The sequence below is a fragment of the Cellulomonas olei genome (genome assembly GCF_039548315.1).
Classification (GTDB): domain Bacteria; phylum Actinomycetota; class Actinomycetes; order Actinomycetales; family Cellulomonadaceae; genus Cellulomonas.
This window is the reverse complement of sequence record NZ_JBCLVN010000020.1, coordinates 14,483-30,652: the sequence shown is the minus strand read 5'-3', so window position 1 is coordinate 30,652 and position 16,170 is coordinate 14,483. Positions and strand designations below refer to the sequence as shown.

The following is a 16,170-nucleotide window of genomic DNA, read 5'->3' as shown; positions in this document are numbered from 1 at the left end:
GAGCGGCGATGCGGGTGCTGGTGACGAACGACGACGGGATCGAGTCCCCGGGCCTGGCGGTGCTGGCCCGGGTCGCGCTGGACGCCGGGGCGGACGAGGTCGTGGTCGCCGCGCCCGCGCGGGACTCCAGCGGGGCGAGCGCCGCCCTGCTGGGCGCCGAGCGGGACGGCCGCCTGGTGGTGGACCGGCTGGACGCGCCCGGGCTGCCGGGCGGGGTCGCGTCCTTCGCGGTCCGCGCGGCCCCGGGGATGATCGCGTTCGTCGCGGCGCACGGCGGCTTCGGCCCGAAGCCCGACCTGGTGCTGTCCGGCGTCAACCGCGGCGCGAACACCGGGCACGCGGTGCTGCACTCCGGGACGGTGGGGGCGGCCCTGTCCGCCGCGACGCACGGCATCCGCGGGATGGCCGTCTCCCTCGCGGACGCCCGCCCGCAGCACTGGGGCACCGCGGGGATCTACGCCCGCCACGTGCTGGAGTGGATGCAGGACCGCCCGCACCTGCCGGACCGCGTGGTGAACCTCAACGTCCCGGACCGGCCCGCGGGCGAGGTCCGCGGCCTGCGCCGCGCCCCGCTGGCGGCCTTCGGTGCCGTCCAGGCGCGCGTGCACGAGGTGGAGCACGGCAACCTCATGCTGACGTTCTCCGAGCACCAGGCCTCGCGGGAGCAGGACACCGACGCCGGGCTGCTGCTGCGCGGCTGGGCCACCGTGACGCTGCTGCACGCCCCGGCGTTCGACGCGGAGGCGGACCTGCCCGAGTCCCCCGGACCGCTGCCGGGCGACGCCGACGCCGTCAGCCGGTGAGCGCCACCGCGATCAGCAGCATCGTCACGAGGAACCCGACCACCAGGTTGAGCCACAGGAACACCCGCCACCCGGCGTTCGCCCGCTCGCAGTCCTCGTCCCGCACGGACCAGAACCGCGCGGCGTTCACGGCGTAGGGCAGGGGCAGCAGGGCGGCGAGCCAGCCCGGCCACGGCAGCGCGACCAGCACGACCGCCGCCAGGAGGTACGCCGCCGTCGCCCCGACGACCGTCGCGTGCGCCCCGAGCACGGTGGCGACGGACCCGATGCCGCCCTCCCGGTCCGCCCGCACGTCCTGCACCGCGCCGAACGCGTGCGACGCCATGCCCCACAGCACGAACGCGACCAGGACGGGCCACACCGAGCGCGACCCGAGGTCGGCGCCCACCAGCACCAGCGCGTACAGCAGCGGCCCGACGAAGTGCATCGCGGAGGTCGCCGAGTCCAGCACCGGGCGCTCCTTGAACCGCAGCACCGGTGCGGAGTAGGCGACGACCAGGAACACGACCACCAGCAGGGTCACGGCGGCCGCCGCGGACCCGACGGCCAGCAGCCAGACCAGGAACGGCAGCACCGACAGCCCGGACGCCCACAGGATCCGGCGGTGCACGGCCCGGGCCGCCGCCGGGTCGACCAGCGCGCCCTCGATGCCGCCCTTGCGCGGGTTGCGCAGGTCGGAGGCGTAGTCGAACACGTCGTTCACGCCGTACATCAGCAGGTTGTACGGCACGAGGAAGAACAGCGTGCCGACGACGAACGTCGCGTCGACGCGGCCCCCCGTCGCCAGCAGGTAGCCGGCGGCGAACGGGTAGGCGGTGTTGACCCACGAGAACGGCCGCGAGGCCGCGAGCACCTGCTTCACACGCCCTCCCCCGGCGTCGCGGCCGGACCGGCACCGGCGGCCGACCGCCGCGCCTCCCGGCCCGCGAGCACGGTCCACAGCACCGGCATGGCGAGCGCCGCCGCGATCGCGTACGCGAAGTCCTCCAGCGGCGCGCCCCACAGGTAGACGCCGAGGATCTTGTCCTCGTCGAAGACGTACAGGTCGGCCGCGATCATCACGGTGTCGAACACCATGGTCAGCAGGCACAGGTGCAGGGCCGTCCAGACCAGCGGACCCGGGCGCACCCGCCGCAGCACCCGCCAGGACGCCACCACGAGCGCCAGCAGCACGAGGACGTTGAGCACGATGTTGGTCACCGCCCCGCCTCCTCGCCCCGGAACCGCTCCCGCAGCGCGGACTGCCGGTCGAACCACCGCCACCCCAGCAGGGCGACGTAGCAGAGCAGCGTGAGGAACACGGCCTCCTCGACGGGCAGGTCCGGGGCGAGCAGCAGCCCGGTCATGTGCGGGCTCTCACCCCGGGAGAAGATGCCGAGCAGCAGCCCGGCCACGTCCCACAGCAGGAACCCCGCCACGCCGATCGCGAGGCACAGCGCGGTGCGACGCGGGTGCCACCAGAACGCGAGCCGGAACCTGCGGTCGATCATCGCGAGCCCGCCGAGCGAGAGCAGCAGCGCGCCGAGGTAGGCGAACCCGGTGAGGGCGGTCACCACGCCCCCGCCGGCTCGCAGCCGTCGGGCTCCGGCGCCGCACCGGCCGCGAGCACCGGCGCCCACGCCCCGCGCGGGCGCGCCGCGGCGAGGAAGCCCCGGCGCAGCGGCGCGGGCAGCGGGCGCGGCGAGGTCTCGCCGAGCAGGCGCTTGGCGACCAGCTCGGCGCTGATCAGGCACATCGGCAGCCCCACGCCGGGCACGGTACCGCCCCCGACGTGCAGCAGGTTGGGGACCCGCGGGGAGCGGTCCCCGGGGCGGAACATCGCGCTCTGGCCCAGGGTGTGCTCCATGCCGAGGGCGGTCCCGCGCCAGGCCGAGAAGTCGCGCGCGAAGTCCGCGGGCCCGACGACCCGACGCGTCACGACCCGCTCGCGCAGGCCGGGGATGCCGGCCCAGCGCGCGACCTGGTCGAGGAACCGGTCCGCGTGGGCGTCGAGCTCCGCCTGCCCGTCCGGGCCCGCGCCGATCGACGGGTCCGCCGGGAACGGCACCAGCACGAAGAGGTTCTCGTGCCCGGGCGGGGCGGCGCCAGGGTCGGTCGCCGTGGTCCGCGACACGTACAGCGACGCCGTCTCCGGGACGTGGAGCCGGCCCACCGGCACCGGCCGCACCGTCGGCCCGAGGATGGCGTCGAAGTTCCCGGGCCAGTCGCGCGTGAAGAACAGCGAGTGGTGCGCGAGCTCCGGGAGCTCGCCCCGGACGCCGGCCATCACCAGCAGGGCGGAGATCCCCGGCGCGCGGTCCTGCCACCAGGATTCCGGCAGCGTGCGGTGCTCGGGCGGCAGCAGCGCCGTCTCGGTGTGGAACAGGTCCGCCCCGGACACGACGACGTCGGCGGGCACGAGCTCCCCGTCCGCGAGCCGGACGCCGCGCGCCGTGCCCGTGCGGCGGGGGTGCCGGACGCTGCGCGCCGCCGGGTCGACCTCGACCCCGACGACCTCGGCGCCGGTGCGGATGGTGACGCCCTGCGCGACCGCGAGCCGCTCGATGGCCTCGATCACGGTGTACATGCCGCCGCGCGGGTACTGCACGCCGTCCACGAGGTCGAGGTGGCTCATGAGGGAGTACAGCGCCGGCACGCGGTAGGGCGACGAGCCGAGGAACACCGCGTGGTAGCCGAGCACCTGCCGCAGCACCGGGTGGTCCGTGGTGCGCGCGACCTTCTGCGCCAGCGACTGGGTCAGCAGCGACGCGAGCGTCCCGGCCCGGCGCGCGACGTCCGCGGTCACGGCGCGGTCCGGCCGCTCGAACGTCGTGTAGAGGAAGTGGTCCAGCGCGGTGCGGTACGCCTCGGTCGACTGCTCGGTGTACCGGCGCAGGGCCTCGCCGGCCCCGGGCTCGAGCCGCTCGAACGTGGCCCAGTTCCGCTCGGGGTCCGCGGTGACCTCGAACGGCTCGGACGGCGCGTCCGGGCCGAGCGCCGGGTCGGGCTCGGGGAACAGCCGGTACGCCGGGTCCAGCCGGACCAGGTCGACGTGGTCCTCGACGCGCTCGCCGAGCAGGGCGAAGAAGTGCGCGAACACCTCGGGCATGAAGTACCACGACGGGCCGGTGTCGAACCGGAAGCCGTCGAGCTCCCGCGTGCCCGTGCGCCCGCCGACCCGGTCGTGCCGCTCGAGCAGCGTCACCTGCGCGCCGCCCCGGGCGAGCAGGGCCGCGGTGGCCAGGCCGCCGATCCCGCCGCCGACCACGACCACCCGACCCGTCACGCCGCACCTCCGTCGTCCGTCGCGGCGGGCGCGGGTGCGCCGGCCGCCGTCCTGCTGGCCGCGGCGCCGCCGGCCGCGCCGCCCCGGCGGGGCACCGCGTCCGCCGCCTGCTCCGCGAGCGTCCGCACCAGCACCGCGACCTTGCGCGGCGTGCTCACGCGCACCCGCGACGCCAGCACCTGCTCCGGCGGGGTCGCGGCGAGCTCCGCCAGCAGCCGGTCGTACAGCGCGAGCGTCGCGGCGACCGCCGCACGGGCCCGGCGGGGCAGCCGCGGCAGCGCCGCGCGGGCGCGCGCCAGGTCGTCGCCGATCTCCGCGAGGATCTCCGCGAGCTGCGCGTCGGTGGGGCCCGTCGCCGGCACACCCGGGAAGTAGCACCGGCCGAGCTCCCCCGCGTCGGCGCCGAGGTCGCGCAGGAAGTTGATCTTCTGGAACGCCGCGCCCAGCGCCCGGGCGCCGTCCACGGTCGCGGCGTCGGGGCGGCGGACGGGCTCGCCGGGACGACGGTCGGCGTTGAGGAACACCTGCAGGCACATGAGCCCGACCACCTCGGCGGAGCCGTACACGTACCGCTCGTAGGAGGCGCGGTCGTGCACCCGCACGGTCAGGTCGGCGCGCATCGACGCGAAGAACGGGTCGACTTCGGCGTGCCCGATGCCGACGCGGCGCGCGGTGCGGGCGAAGGCGTGCACGACGAGGTTCGTCGACCACCCGGACCCCAGCGCCCGGCCGGTCTGCGCCTCCAGCTCGTCCAGCAGGGCCGCGGCGTCCGCGCCGCCGCGGGTGTCGACGACCTCGTCGGCGATCCGCACCAGCGCGTAGACCGCCTCGATGTCGTGCCGGGCGCGCGGGCCGAGCAGCCGCGTGCCCAGGCCGAACGACGTCGAGTACCCGGCGAGCACCGCGCGGCTGGCCCGGGCGGCGGTGCGGTCGTACAGCGCGGCCGACGCCGCCCGGACCCCGGTGCCCGGCGTCGCGGTCACGGGGTCGTCCCCGCCACGACCGCCACGAGCGAGCCGAGGTAGGCGGCGAGCCCGGCCGGCAGCCCCTCGTCGGCGGTCGTGCGGGCCGTCCGCAGGGCGTCGGCGCGGACGAGGCGCGACTCGTCCAGCGCGCCCGAGCGCACCATGACCTCGCGGACGCGGTCGGCCTCGGCCTCGGTGAGGTCGTGCCGCCCGACGGCCGCGTCGAGCACCGCCCGCCCGGGGGCGTCCGCCCGGAGGTAGGCCAGGCGCAGCAGCTCCGTGCGCTTGCCCTCGCGCAGGTCGGAGAGCGTCGACTTGCCCGTGACCGCCGGGTCGCCGAAGACGCCGAGCTCGTCGTCGAGGAGCTGGAACGCGATCCCGAAGGCGGTGCCGAACCGGTCGAGCACGCCGAGCACGCCGTCGTCCGCGCCCGCGAGCAGCGCCCCGGCCGCGAGCGGCGTGCAGCAGGAGTACACAGCGGTCTTCAGCTCGGCGACCCGCAGTGCGTCCACCGCGGTCGGGCCGTGCAGGCTGCCGGTGACGTCGAGGAGCTCCCCGGCCACGGTGGTGTCGACCGCGCGCGCGAGGTCCTGCACGACGCGCAGGCGCACCTCGGCGGGCACGGGGGCGCCGGCGACCAGCTCGAACGCGGCGGCCAGCGCGAGGTCGCCGCCGAGCAGGCCGGCGGCGAGCACCGGCGCCTCCGCGGCCGGACCGGTCACGCCGTTCGCGGCGAGCCGCCGCCGCGCGCTGCCGGTCACGTTGGGCCGGCCGCGACGGGTGTCGTCGTGGTCCAGCACGTCGTCGTGCACGAGCATCGCGGTGTGCAGCATCTCCTGCGCCGCCGCGACCGGCGCCGCGCCGGCCAGGTCGGTGCCGCCGAGGCCCAGGTACGCGGCGAGCGTGAGCCGGGGGCGCATGAGCCGCCCGCCGATCTGGTCGCCCACGGCGCGCCAGAGGGCGGCGTGCTCGGGCGCCAGCTCGCGGGCGCGGGCCCGGCGCCGCGCGACCTCGTCGACCAGCAGCAGCCGCACCTCGGCCAGGCCCTGCTCGACGCGGGCGGCGAGGTCGTCCGTTCCCGCCTCCGCGGGCAGGACCAGGTGCGCCGCCGGGGCGTCCGGGGCCAGGCCGACGCGCGCGGGCGCGTGCGTGCCGTCGGCCGTGCTGCGTGTCCTGCGCACGCGTCCTCCCCTGGGCTCGAGCGAGGTGCTCAGCATACTGAGCATCTCCCTCCGCACCACCGGTGGTGAGCGCCTTCACGAGCACTCTGCCGCATCGGCGGGCTCTCCACGAGCCACTCCGGCCCCCCGTCACCGGGGAGGGCGTCGGCAGCCGCTAGCAACGTCCTGCAAACGCACAGGAACCACCGGATCCGAGCAGAAAGCACCACCAGGGCGCTAGGCTGCGGTCCATGTGGATGGTCACCGGAGGCGCGGGGTACATCGGGTCGCACGTGGTGCGGGCGTTCGGTCAGGTGGGCATCCCCGCCGTGGTGCTGGACGACCTCTCGTCCGGGCACCGCCGGTTCGTCCCCGGGGACGTGCCGTTCGTGGAGGGGTCCGTGCTCGACACGGCCCTCGTCACCGAGGCGCTGCGCGCCCACGACGTCACCGGCGTCGTGCACCTCGCGGGCTTCAAGTACGCCGGGGTGTCCGTCCAGCGGCCGCTGCACACCTACGAGCAGAACGTCACGGGCACGGCGCACCTGCTCGAGGCGATGGCCGCCGCGGACGTCCGGCGCATCGTGTTCTCCTCCAGCGCCGCTGTCTACGGCACCCCGGACGTCGACCTCGTCACCGAGGAGACCCCGACCGCCCCCGAGTCCCCGTACGGCGAGTCGAAGCTCATCGGCGAGTGGCTGCTGCGCGACCAGGCGCGCGCCACGGGGCTCCGCCACACGTCCCTGCGGTACTTCAACGTCGTGGGCTCCGGCAGCCCGGAGCTCTCCGACACCAGCCCGCACAACCTGTTCCCGCTGGTGCTCGACGCCCTCGCGGCCGGCCGCACGCCCCGCATCAACGGCGACGACTACCCGACGCCGGACGGGACGTGCGTGCGCGACTACGTCCACGTCGCGGACCTCGCCGTCTCGCACGTGGCGGCCGCCCGCGCCCTGGCGGAGGACCGGCCGCTCCAGGCGGTCTACAACCTCGGCTCCGGGGACGGCGTCTCCGTGCGCGAGATCATGACCGCCATGGCCCAGGGCACGGGCATCGCGTTCGAGCCCGAGGTCGCGCCGCGCCGGCCGGGCGACCCCGCCCGGATCGTGGCGTCCGGCGAGGCCGCGGCGCGCGACCTCGACTGGGTCATGCGGCACACGCTCACGGAGATGGTCGCCAGCGCGTGGGAGGCCCGCCAGGCCCAGCCCTGACACCGCCGGGTCACGGACCGCGCGGGCCGGGGCCCGGGCGCTGGGCCCGGGACCGGCACGCAGGCCCCCGGTCAGCGGCCGAGCCGGGACAGCGCCTCGGCCATGACGTCCTCCGAGCCGGCGTAGATCCCCCGCTCGCGCGGCCAGTGCACGACGACGTCGGAGAACCCGAGAGCCGTCGCGCGCTCGACGCCCTCCACCAGCACCTCCGGCGACTCCAGCGAGTACACCGGTGCCCCGTCGAGGCTGAGGTACAGGTCGGGCACCCGCCCGCCCGGGGCCTCCCGCGCGGCGACCTCCCGGACCTGGTCCACCATCCCGGCCAGCCCGGACCACCACGCCTCCTGCGCGGCGGACACCGGGCCCGTCACGTCCTCCGGCGCGAACGACGGGCCGTAGGTCGCCCAGCCCTGGCCGAACCGCGCCGCGAGCGCCATCGTGCGCGGGCCGTTCGCGGCGACGACGAACGGCGTGCGCGGCCGCGCGATCGTGCCCGGGTGCATCCGGGCCCCGTGGGCGGCGTAGAACGTGCCCTCGTGCTCCGTCTCCGGGTGGGTCAGCAGCCGGTCCAGCAGCTCGACGAACTCCTCGAACCGGCGGGTGCGCTCGCCGCGCGTCGGCGCCGGCCCGAGCACGCCCGCGTCGAACCCCTCGCCGCCGGCCCCGAGCCCGAGCAGGAACCGCCCGCCCGCGACGTCGTCGAGGCCCATGACGTCCTTCGCGAACGGCACGGGGTGCCGGAAGTTCGGCGACGCGACCCACGTGCCGAGCCGGATCCGCTCGGTGACGGCGGCCGCCGCCGCGAGCAGGGGCACCGTCGCGAACCACGGCTCGTCCGCGAGCGACCGCCACGCCAGGTGGTCGTAGGTCCAGGCGTGGTCGAACCCGTACTCCTCGGCGCGGCGCCACGTGTGCCGGGCCTGCGCCCAGCGCTGCTGCGGGAGGATCACGACGCCGAGGCGCGTGCGGGCGGGGCTGGCTCCGGTCATCCCGGCAGCGTAGCCAGGGCCCCCGACACCCCCCGGGGGCACCTCGTCAGCCCCAGCCGAGCTCGTGCAGCCGCCGGTCGTCGATCCCGAAGTGGTGCGCCACCTCGTGCACCACGGTGACGGCGACCTCCTCGACGACCTCGTCCCGGTCCGCGCACAGCGCGAGCGTCGGGTTCCGGTAGATCGTGATGCGGTCCGGCAGCGACCCCGCGGCCCAGAACTCCCCGCGCTCCGTCAGCGGCACGCCCTCGTACAGCCCGAGCAGCTCGGGGTCGTCCGCCGGCGGGTCGTCCTCGACCAGCACGACGACGTTGTCCATCCGGGCCGCCAGCTCCGGCGGGATCAGGTCCAGGCCGTCCCGGACGGCGTCCTCGAAGTCCTCCCGCGACATGTCCACCACGGGGCCCATCCTGGCCGACTTTGGCGTTCGGCGTTCCTACCCGTATGATCGTCACCGGTCTGAAGACGCCTCGACGTCAGGGGCGCAAGCCCCCATCGTCTAGCGGCCCAGGACCCCGCCCTTTCACGGCGGTAGCACGGGTTCGAATCCCGTTGGGGGTACGAGCCGGTGCATGTGGAAGAATAGGTCTCACTACGAGGCCCCGTAGCGCAGTTGGTTAGCGCGCCGCCCTGTCACGGCGGAGGTCGCGGGTTCAAGTCCCGTCGGGGTCGCTCGACAGCGCCGGTCCACCAGGGCCGGCGTCGTCGTCCCGAGGCTCTGTAGCTCAGTTGGTAGAGCGTTCGACTGAAAATCGAAAGGTCACCGGATCGACGCCGGTCGGAGCCACCACCCTCGAAGCCCCGTTCGCTGCACAGCGGACGGGGCTTCGTCGTGCCGCCGCCCTGCTTCACCCGCCGCGGGGCGAGACGACGCCCGGTCCGGACGAGCATCATGCTGCTCGGACGGAGGGGCGATGGCGCACCACGAGGACCTGCCGCGGCTGGCGGCGCTCGACGAGGGGATGCTCTCCCGCGCCCGCACCGTGGCCGTGCACTCCCCCGGGGCGGCCGGCGACGGCGACCTGGTGTGGACCCTCACGGTGCACGACGACGCGGGCCGTCCGCTGGCCCGGGAACGGCTCACGGCGCCCGACTGGCCCACCCCGCTGGACCACGTCGTCGCACCGCACCTCGACGTCGCCGGGCTCCGCGTGGTCGGCGTGTGGCGCACGGACCTCGGCGACGACGACCTGCCGCGGCACACCGCGGGCGTGGCGCGGCGCTGACACCCGCCCGCGCCGTCCGCGCCGTGCTCGCCGGCCGGAGCCGCGCGCTACAGCGCGTCGAACTCCGTCACGCGGGTGCGCCAGTACTCCGCGCCGTCCCGGGTGCGCGTGACGAGGCCGGCCTCCACGAGCTCGCGGCGCAGCCCGACGGGGTCGCGCCCCACCTCGGCGAGCCGGGCGGTGAGCTCGCGCTCGGCGACCGGCTCGTCGATCTCGGGCAGGACGCCGTGCGCCAGGCGGCGCAGCACCAGGTCCCGGTCGGCCCGGCGCCGCGGGAGCTGCTCGAGCCGGCCGCGCACCAGGAACCGGTCCGCCCGCGCGACGGGGTCGGGCTCCGCGCGGGGCACCGCCGCGGGCCCCGGGGGCTGCACCGAGGGGACGTCCACCCCCGCAGGATAGGCACCGGCGGCCGGGTGGACCTGAGACGGATCGTGCCGTTCCCCGGGCACGCCGGGCCCGACCTGGCCTAGCGTGGCGGCATGGCAGGGGGGCCGCGACGCATGTCCATCGTCCGGGTCGTCGCGCTGCTGGTCGCGTACGTGCTCGTGGCCGGGGCGGGCGGCCTGCTGACCGCCGCCCTCGTGCTGCCCACCGTCGCGGTCGCGGACGGGACGACCGACCTCGCGGTCGAGGCGTTCGAGGACCTGCCGACGGAGCTCGAGCGCCCGCCGCTCTCGCAGCGCTCCACGCTGCACGCCGCGGACGGCACGCAGCTCGCCGTGTTCTGGGCGGAGAACCGCGAGGTCGTCCCGCTCGACGCGATCTCCGAGCCGATGCGCGACGCCGTCGTCGCGACGGAGGACAAGCGGTTCTACCGCCACGGTGGCATCGACCCCGAGGGCATGATGCGCGCGTTCGTGCGGAACCTGCAGCACCCGCAGCGCACCGAGGGCGCGTCCACGCTCACGCAGCAGTACATCAAGAACGTCCTCGTCGAGCGGGCGGTGCGCCAGGGCGACCTCGCCGCCGCCGACGCCGCCCGGGAGGCGAGCGGCGCCGAGGGGTACGCCCGCAAGCTCCGGGAGGCGAAGCTCGCGATCGCGCTCGAGAAGGAGCTGACCAAGGACCAGATCCTCGAGGCGTACCTCAACATCGCCCAGTTCGGGGTCAACACCTACGGGGTGCAGGCCGCCGCGGAGCGGTACTTCTCCAAGCCGGCCTCGGAGCTCACGTACCTGGAGGCGGCCACCATCGCGGGCATCACGCAGAGCCCCACGGCGACCGACCCGCTCCGCAACCCGCGCGCCGCCCGGGACCGCCGGGACGTCGTGCTGCGGCTGATGCGGCAGCAGGGGTACATCAGCCGGGCGGAGTACACCGAGGGCGCCGCCACCACCCTGCGGAGCACCCTGCGCGTCACCGACCCCGTCGTCGGCTGCATGGCGGCCGGCGCCGCGGTGCCCGGCTCCGGGTTCTTCTGCGACTACGTCACCAAGCTCATCCGCGACGACCCGGCGTTCGGCGAGACCGAGGCCGAGCGCATCGACCTGCTGTACCGCGGCGGCCTCACCATCACCACGACGCTCGACCCGCGCGAGCAGGCGATCGCGGACGAGCAGGTGCGTGCCGGCGTGCCCGTCGACGACCCGTCGGGGGTCGCCACGGCCCTCGTGACGGTCGAGCCCGGCACCGGGCGGATCACGTCGATGGCGCAGAACCGCGTCTACAACAACACCGAGGAGCACGGCGACCGCGAGACCGCCGTCAACTACTCCACGGACTTCCGCCACGGCGGCGGCAGCGGGTTCCCGCCGGGCTCGACGTTCAAGCCCTTCACCCTCGCGCAGTGGCTGAAGCAGGGGCACAGCCTGTCCGAGACGGTGAACGCGACCCGGTTCTCCTACCGGTTCAGCGAGTTCTCCGCGCCGTGCACCGTGCTAGAGCCCAGCACCGAGTACCGGTTCGGCAACGCCGAGGGCTCCGGCGGCGTGATGTCGGTGCTCGACGCCACCCGGAACTCGGTGAACTCCGGGTACATCGCGATGGCCTCGCAGCTGGACCTCTGCGGGATCATGGACACGGCGACCTCGCTCGGCATCCACAAGGCCGGCGGGCGGTCGGGCGACGGGCCGTTCGACCCGCTGCCGGCGAACGTGCTCGGCAGCCAGTCCGTCGCCCCGCTCTCGATGGCCACCGCCTTCGCCGGCTTCGCCACCGGCGGCACGACCTGCACGCCCGTCGCGATCACCTCGGTGGTCGACGCCCGCGGCGAGGAGCTGCCGGTGCCGGAGTCCACCTGCACGCCGGCGCTCGAGCCGCGGATCGCGAACGCCGTCAACCACGCGCTGCAGAACGTCTGGAGCGGCACGGCGAACACCCCCGCGCCCCCCTTCCCGGCCGCGGGCAAGACGGGCACGACGTCCCACAACGAGCACACCTGGTTCGTCGGCTACACGCCCCTGCGGGCCACGGCCGTCTGGGTGGGGCACGCCGAGGGGACCGTCCCGATGCAGGACGTCGTCATCAACGGCCGCTACATCCGCAACGTGTACGGGTCGTCCGTCGCGGTGCCGATCTGGATGGGGTTCATGACCCGGACGCTCGAGGGCGTGGCGGTGCCGGGCTTCGCGCCCGCGGGGCAGGACGAGGTGCTGGGCCGGCAGGTGCCGGTCCCCTGGGTGGTCGGCCAGGACGAGGCGGGCGCGCGCGAGGCGCTGACGGCCGCCGGGTTCGGGGTCGTCACGGGCCCGCCGGTGCCGTCCGACGTGCCGGCGGGGCGCGTGGCGCAGCAGAGCCGGTCGGGGACGGCGACGGCCGGGTCGACCGTGACGCTGTCGCTCTCCGCGGGTCCGGCAGCGGGGCCGCCGGCCACGCCGGGAACCGGGCAGCCGGCACCCCCGGGGCCCTGACGCCGCCGGTCGGGTCACCGGCAGCGCGGTCGGCGCCCGCTCAGGATGCCTCTCGGGTCGCAGACGCCCGCGCGGGGCGCCGCCGATCGGGCCGCGCCCGCCCGGGACGCGCCGAGGCTCAGGCCGTGGCGGCCAGGACCGCGGGCTCGTCGGCCAGCACGACCAGCAGGTCGTCGCCGGTCTCGTCGTCCACGACGACCACCGCCCGGCCGCCGCAGACGCACAGGAGCTCGACGCCGTCCGCGTCGTCGAACCAGGTGCACACGTGCCGTCCGCTCATGCACACGACGGTACGCACGACCACCGACACGGCCGGGCTGCGACCCCCGCGTGTCGCGATCTGCCGCACAGTTGCGCGGATCCGCCGGCTCCGCTCAGGACGCGGGGCCTGCGGCCGATGGGACCAGGAGCACCCCGGGGGAAGGAGCACGACCGGCATGGGCGTGGACGGCATCGCGGCGATCGGCCAGCGCATCGCGGCCATCCAGGCGACCCTCGGCTCGTTCGCCCCGGCGACGACCGGCACCACCACGGCGTCGAGCACGGGGACCGACTTCGCGCGCGCCCTCGAGCTCGCCGTGGCGGGCACCGGCGGCACGGCCGGCGGCACGGTCGCGGGCACGGGCGCGGCGTCCGGGACGTCCGGCACGCTCACGGCCGACGGCGTGCCCGCGGAGCTCGCGGCCTACGGCAACGGCCGCATCCCGGAAGCCGCGCTCGCCCCGGTCGACGGCACCGGGCACCGGCTGTGGGCCCCCGCGGCGGACTCCCTCGAGCGGCTGCGCGCCGACGCCGCGCGCGCGGGCGTGAGCATCGGCATCACCGACTCCTACCGGTCGTACGAGGCGCAGGTGGACGTCGCGGCGCGCAAGGGCCTGTACTCGCAGGGCGGCCTGGCGGCGGTCCCGGGCACGAGCGACCACGGCTGGGGCATGGCGGTCGACCTGGACCTGGACGACGCGGCCCAGTCGTGGATGCGGGCGAACGCGGGCCGCTACGGGTTCGTCGAGGACACCCCGCGCGAGCCCTGGCACTGGGCGTACCAGGCCTGACCCGGACGCGTCAGCGGTCGTCCCGCCGGACGGCGCGGGCGCCGAGGTCCCACGGCTGGAACTCCCGCTCGCGCTCGGGTCGCACCCGCGGGGCGGGCTCGGTGCGGACGCGCGGCGCGTCCTCGGCGGGCGTGCCCTCGCCGAGCAGCACGTCCTCGAGCGGCCGGTAGCGGAACTCCGCCTGGCGCCGGTACCGCTCGATCCACAGCGTCATGAGGTCGAACACCTCGGTCTCCAGGTGCACCCAGCGGCGCTGCGCCTCGCGGCGCCGGCTGACGAGCCCGGCGTCCTCGAGCACGCGCAGGTGCTTCGACACCGCCTGGGTGGTGACGTCGTACGGGGCGGCGAGCTCGCCCACCGTCGCGTCGCCGGACGCCAGGCGGGCGACGACGTCGCGGCGCAGCGGGTCGGCGAGCGCCGCGAACACCTGGGACAGCCGGTCGTCGCCGGGCACGGGTCCTCCCTCCGACGGCCGGTGCGGGTCGTCCGCGAGGCTGCCACGCGCGCCGACCGGTGGTCAACCACGCGGTTGAGGACGAGCCGTCCGCATGTGTCGCGGGACCTTCGTCCCGATCGGCGGAATAGATCCGCCACCCACCCGGTTGCAGCGCCATGTACATGCAAACGCATCGAGTTTGAGGAGCGCGAGATGCAGTTCGGAGTCTTCACGGTCAGCGACATCACGCCTGACCCCACGACCGGGCGGACGCCCGACGACACCGAGCGTGTCCGCTCGATCCTCGCGATCGCGGAGCACGCGGAGGAGGTCGGCCTCGACGTCTTCGCGACCGGCGAGCACCACAACCCGCCGTTCGTCGCGTCGTCCCCCACCACCATGCTCGGCTACCTGGCCGCCCGGACGAAGCGCATCGTGCTGTCCACCGCGACCACGCTGATCACCACGAACGACCCGGTCCGCCTGGCCGAGGAGTACGCGATGCTCCAGGTCATCTCCGACGGCCGGATGGACCTCATGATGGGCCGCGGCAACACCGGCCCCGTCTACCCGTGGTTCGGCCAGGACATCCGCCAGGGCATCCCGCTGGCCATCGAGAACTACGCCCTGCTGCGCCGCCTCTGGGAGGAGGACGTCGTGGACTGGGAGGGCAAGTTCCGCACCCCGCTGCAGGGCTTCACCTCGACCCCGCGCCCGCTGGACGGCGTCCCGCCGTTCGTGTGGCACGGCTCGATCCGCAGCCCCGAGATCGCCGAGCAGGCCGCCTACTACGGCGACGGGTTCTTCCACAACAACATCTTCTGGCCGATGAGCCACACCAAGCAGATGGTCCAGTTCTACCGGCAGCGGTTCGAGCACTACGGCCACGGCCGGGCGGACCAGGCGATCGTGGGCCTCGGCGGCCAGGTGTTCATGCGGAAGAACTCGCAGGACGCCGTGGACGAGTTCCGGCCGTACTTCGACAACGCGCCGGTGTACGGGCACGGGCCGTCCCTCGAGGACTTCTCCGCCCAGACCCCGCTCACCGTGGGCTCGCCGCAGCAGGTCATCGACCGGTACGCCGCCATGCGGCACGAGGTCGGCGCCTACCAGCGCCAGCTGTTCCTCATCGACCACGCGGGCCTGCCGCTCAAGACGGTGTTCGAGCAGCTCGACATCCTGGGCGGCGAGGTCGTGCCGGTGCTCCGCAAGGAGATGGAGTCCGACCGGCCCGCGCACGTGCCGTCCGACCCGCCGAGCCACGCCGAGCGCGTCGCCGCCGCCCGCGCGGCCGGCGAGGTGCACGCCCAGCCCGTCGCGGCCGCCGACCACTGGACCGGGAAGACCGCCGAGGACGACACCGCCGCCGCGGACGCGGTGACGGCTCGCCCCGGCGCCGCCTTCGGCCTCTGATCCCGCATCCCGGACAGCCGGGAACACCCCCGCCGGGCGGGAGGTTCGGACCGGTGGACGCGCCCCGCGCGTCCCCGCACCGCCCTCCTGCCCGGCACCCGCACCGCCGTCACGGCACCAAGGAGCCACCCCCATGACCCAGCGCACGATCGTCGCGCTGTCGGCCGGTCTCGGCCGGCCGTCGTCCACCCGCCTGCTCGCCGACCGGCTCGCCGAGGCGACCGCGACCGAGCTCGCCGACCGCGGCGACCTCGCGGAGGTCCGCGTCGTCGAGCTGCGCGACCACGCCCACGAGATCGTCGACGCGATGCTCACCGGCTTCCCGCCCCCCGCGCTCGCGGAGGTCATCGAGGCCGTCACCGGCGCGGACGCGGTCATCGCCGTCACGCCGCTGTTCACCACCACGTACTCCGGCCTGTTCAAGTCGTTCGTCGACGTGCTCGACAAGGACGCGCTGGTCGGGATGCCGGTGCTGCTCGGCGCGACCGGCGGCACCGCCCGGCACTCGCTGGCGCTCGAGTACTCGGTGCGCCCGCTGTTCACCTACCTGCGGGCCGACGTCGCGACCACGTCGGTGTTCGCCGCGACCGACGACTGGGCGTCGGGCGCCACCGCCGGCGAGCCCAACCCGCTGCCGGCGCGCATCCGCCGCGCGGGCGCCGAGCTCGCCGCCACGGTCGCCGCCCGCGGGACGCGCGGGCCGCAGGACCCGTTCGCCGGCGCGCCGAGCTTCGCGGACCTGCTCGGAGGCTGACCCGGGCGGCGCCGCACGGCCCCCGGCCCGGCCGGGCGGTCGTGCCG

The 16,170-nt window shown here is 75.5% G+C and carries 18 protein-coding genes and 3 tRNA genes; 10 read left to right on the top strand and 11 right to left on the bottom strand.

Features of this window, described 5'->3' with window-relative positions:
* The first annotated feature begins 8 nt into the window (after window positions 1-8).
* Window positions 9-803 (top strand): 5'/3'-nucleotidase SurE, encoded by a 795-nt coding sequence (gene surE / locus AAHH18_RS08080; RefSeq protein WP_343301243.1) that lies wholly within the window; start codon window positions 9-11, stop codon window positions 801-803.
* Here the strand turns inward: surE and AAHH18_RS08075 are convergent.
* From AAHH18_RS08075 to AAHH18_RS08050, 6 genes are read right to left on the bottom strand one after another with little or no spacing between them, the layout of a single operon-like run.
* On the bottom strand, window positions 793-1,665 hold the full coding sequence (locus tag AAHH18_RS08075; protein ID WP_343301242.1) for a prenyltransferase: 873 nt from the start codon (window positions 1,663-1,665) through the stop codon (window positions 793-795). The two genes, surE and AAHH18_RS08075, sit on opposite strands and share 11 nt — an antisense overlap.
* Window positions 1,662-2,003 carry a lycopene cyclase domain-containing protein gene (locus tag AAHH18_RS08070; protein ID WP_283319361.1) on the bottom strand — a complete coding sequence of 114 codons (342 nt, stop codon included), beginning with the start codon at window positions 2,001-2,003 and terminating at the stop codon, window positions 1,662-1,664. Before AAHH18_RS08070 ends, AAHH18_RS08075 begins: the two co-directional genes overlap by 4 nt.
* On the bottom strand, window positions 2,000-2,356 hold the full coding sequence (locus AAHH18_RS08065; protein ID WP_343301241.1) for a lycopene cyclase domain-containing protein: 357 nt from the start codon (window positions 2,354-2,356) through the stop codon (window positions 2,000-2,002). The genes AAHH18_RS08070 and AAHH18_RS08065 overlap by 4 nt, the downstream gene beginning before the upstream one ends.
* Window positions 2,353-4,068 (bottom strand): phytoene desaturase family protein, encoded by a 1,716-nt coding sequence (crtI, locus tag AAHH18_RS08060; RefSeq protein ID WP_343301240.1) that lies wholly within the window; start codon window positions 4,066-4,068, stop codon window positions 2,353-2,355. Before crtI ends, AAHH18_RS08065 begins: the two co-directional genes overlap by 4 nt.
* Complete coding sequence (locus tag AAHH18_RS08055; RefSeq protein WP_283319358.1) at window positions 4,065-5,051, bottom strand: phytoene/squalene synthase family protein; 987 nt, start codon at window positions 5,049-5,051, stop codon at window positions 4,065-4,067. Before AAHH18_RS08055 ends, crtI begins: the two co-directional genes overlap by 4 nt.
* Complete coding sequence (locus tag AAHH18_RS08050; protein ID WP_343301239.1) at window positions 5,048-6,214, bottom strand: polyprenyl synthetase family protein; 1,167 nt, start codon at window positions 6,212-6,214, stop codon at window positions 5,048-5,050. Before AAHH18_RS08050 ends, AAHH18_RS08055 begins: the two co-directional genes overlap by 4 nt.
* Before the next feature lie 230 nt (window positions 6,215-6,444).
* Between AAHH18_RS08050 and galE the strand changes: the two genes are divergently transcribed.
* On the top strand, window positions 6,445-7,404 hold the full coding sequence (gene galE / locus AAHH18_RS08045; RefSeq protein ID WP_343301238.1) for a UDP-glucose 4-epimerase GalE: 960 nt from the start codon (window positions 6,445-6,447) through the stop codon (window positions 7,402-7,404).
* Window positions 7,405-7,475: 71 nt separating this feature from the next.
* Here galE and AAHH18_RS08040 read toward each other — a convergent pair whose 3' ends face one another.
* A complete protein-coding gene (locus tag AAHH18_RS08040) occupies window positions 7,476-8,393 on the bottom strand; it encodes an LLM class flavin-dependent oxidoreductase (RefSeq protein WP_283319355.1) in 918 nt (305 codons plus the stop codon).
* Between the two features lie 46 nt (window positions 8,394-8,439).
* Complete coding sequence (locus AAHH18_RS08035; protein WP_283319354.1) at window positions 8,440-8,802, bottom strand: metallopeptidase family protein; 363 nt, start codon at window positions 8,800-8,802, stop codon at window positions 8,440-8,442.
* A 79-nt stretch (window positions 8,803-8,881) separates the two neighbouring features.
* Here AAHH18_RS08035 and AAHH18_RS08030 point away from each other — a divergent pair.
* The 4 genes from AAHH18_RS08030 to AAHH18_RS08015 all read left to right on the top strand — a co-directional run bounded on the left by AAHH18_RS08030 (window position 8,882) and on the right by AAHH18_RS08015 (window position 9,619).
* Window positions 8,882-8,954 (top strand) — tRNA-Glu (locus tag AAHH18_RS08030).
* A gap of 37 nt (window positions 8,955-8,991) precedes the next feature.
* Window positions 8,992-9,065 (top strand) — tRNA-Asp (locus AAHH18_RS08025).
* A 42-nt stretch (window positions 9,066-9,107) separates the two neighbouring features.
* A tRNA-Phe gene (locus AAHH18_RS08020) sits at window positions 9,108-9,183 on the top strand.
* 124 nt (window positions 9,184-9,307) lie between these two features.
* Complete coding sequence (locus AAHH18_RS08015; RefSeq protein WP_343301237.1) at window positions 9,308-9,619, top strand: hypothetical protein; 312 nt, start codon at window positions 9,308-9,310, stop codon at window positions 9,617-9,619.
* Window positions 9,620-9,666: 47 nt separating this feature from the next.
* On the opposite strand, the gene AAHH18_RS08010 is transcribed toward AAHH18_RS08015, so the two are convergent.
* The gene (locus AAHH18_RS08010) at window positions 9,667-10,005 is read right to left on the bottom strand and encodes a DUF2087 domain-containing protein (RefSeq protein WP_283319352.1); all 339 of its coding nucleotides are present in this window, start codon (window positions 10,003-10,005) and stop codon (window positions 9,667-9,669) included.
* Window positions 10,006-10,098: 93 nt separating this feature from the next.
* On the opposite strand from AAHH18_RS08010, the gene AAHH18_RS08005 reads away from it, so the two are divergent.
* Window positions 10,099-12,468, top strand: coding sequence for a transglycosylase domain-containing protein (locus AAHH18_RS08005; RefSeq protein ID WP_343301236.1), 2,370 nt, complete (start codon window positions 10,099-10,101; stop codon window positions 12,466-12,468).
* A gap of 118 nt (window positions 12,469-12,586) precedes the next feature.
* Here AAHH18_RS08005 and AAHH18_RS08000 read toward each other — a convergent pair whose 3' ends face one another.
* Entirely contained in the window at window positions 12,587-12,748 is a 162-nt protein-coding gene (locus AAHH18_RS08000; RefSeq protein WP_283319350.1) for a hypothetical protein, read from the bottom strand.
* A 157-nt stretch (window positions 12,749-12,905) separates the two neighbouring features.
* Here AAHH18_RS08000 and AAHH18_RS07995 point away from each other — a divergent pair, with 157 nt between their 5' ends.
* Window positions 12,906-13,520: a M15 family metallopeptidase gene (locus tag AAHH18_RS07995; RefSeq protein WP_343301235.1), complete on the top strand. Its 615-nt coding sequence runs from the start codon at window positions 12,906-12,908 to the stop codon at window positions 13,518-13,520.
* A 10-nt stretch (window positions 13,521-13,530) separates the two neighbouring features.
* On the opposite strand, the gene AAHH18_RS07990 is transcribed toward AAHH18_RS07995, so the two are convergent.
* Complete coding sequence (locus AAHH18_RS07990; RefSeq protein ID WP_283319348.1) at window positions 13,531-13,974, bottom strand: ArsR/SmtB family transcription factor; 444 nt, start codon at window positions 13,972-13,974, stop codon at window positions 13,531-13,533.
* Window positions 13,975-14,169: 195 nt separating this feature from the next.
* On the opposite strand from AAHH18_RS07990, the gene AAHH18_RS07985 reads away from it, so the two are divergent.
* Both AAHH18_RS07985 and AAHH18_RS07980 read left to right on the top strand, forming a co-directional pair.
* On the top strand, window positions 14,170-15,369 hold the full coding sequence (locus AAHH18_RS07985; protein ID WP_283319347.1) for an LLM class flavin-dependent oxidoreductase: 1,200 nt from the start codon (window positions 14,170-14,172) through the stop codon (window positions 15,367-15,369).
* 133 nt (window positions 15,370-15,502) lie between these two features.
* On the top strand, window positions 15,503-16,123 hold the full coding sequence (locus AAHH18_RS07980) for an FMN reductase (protein ID WP_283319346.1): 621 nt from the start codon (window positions 15,503-15,505) through the stop codon (window positions 16,121-16,123).
* Window positions 16,124-16,170: the final 47 nt, after the last annotated feature.